This is a genomic window from Pseudomonas sp. IC_126 (assembly GCF_004331835.1).
GTDB lineage: Bacteria > Pseudomonadota > Gammaproteobacteria > Pseudomonadales > Pseudomonadaceae > Stutzerimonas.
Window position 1 is genome coordinate 1 of record NZ_SJSS01000021.1, and the last position, 400, is coordinate 400.

Here is a 400-nt window from a genome sequence, read left to right on the forward strand (position 1 = left end):
GGAATATTGCACAATGGGGGAAACCCTGATGCAGCAACGCCGCGTGAGTGATGAAGGTCTTCGGATTGTAAAGCTCTGTCTTCAGGGACGATAATGACGGTACCTGAGGAGGAAGCCACGGCTAACTACGTGCCAGCAGCCGCGGTAATACGTAGGTGGCAAGCGTTGTCCGGATTTACTGGGCGTAAAGGGAGCGTAGGTGGATATTTAAGTGGGATGTGAAATACTCGGGCTTAACCTGAGTGCTGCATTCCAAACTGGATATCTAGAGTGCAGGAGAGGAAAGTGGAATTCCTAGTGTAGCGGTGAAATGCGTAGAGATTAGGAAGAACACCAGTGGCGAAGGCGACTTTCTGGACTGTAACTGACACTGAGGCTCGAAAGCGTGGGGAGCAAACAG

The 400-nt window shown here is 51.2% G+C and carries 1 rRNA gene; it reads left to right on the forward strand.

Features of this window, described 5'->3' with window-relative positions:
- Positions 1 to 400, forward strand: a 16S ribosomal RNA gene (locus E0D86_RS21285); the annotation flags it as partial.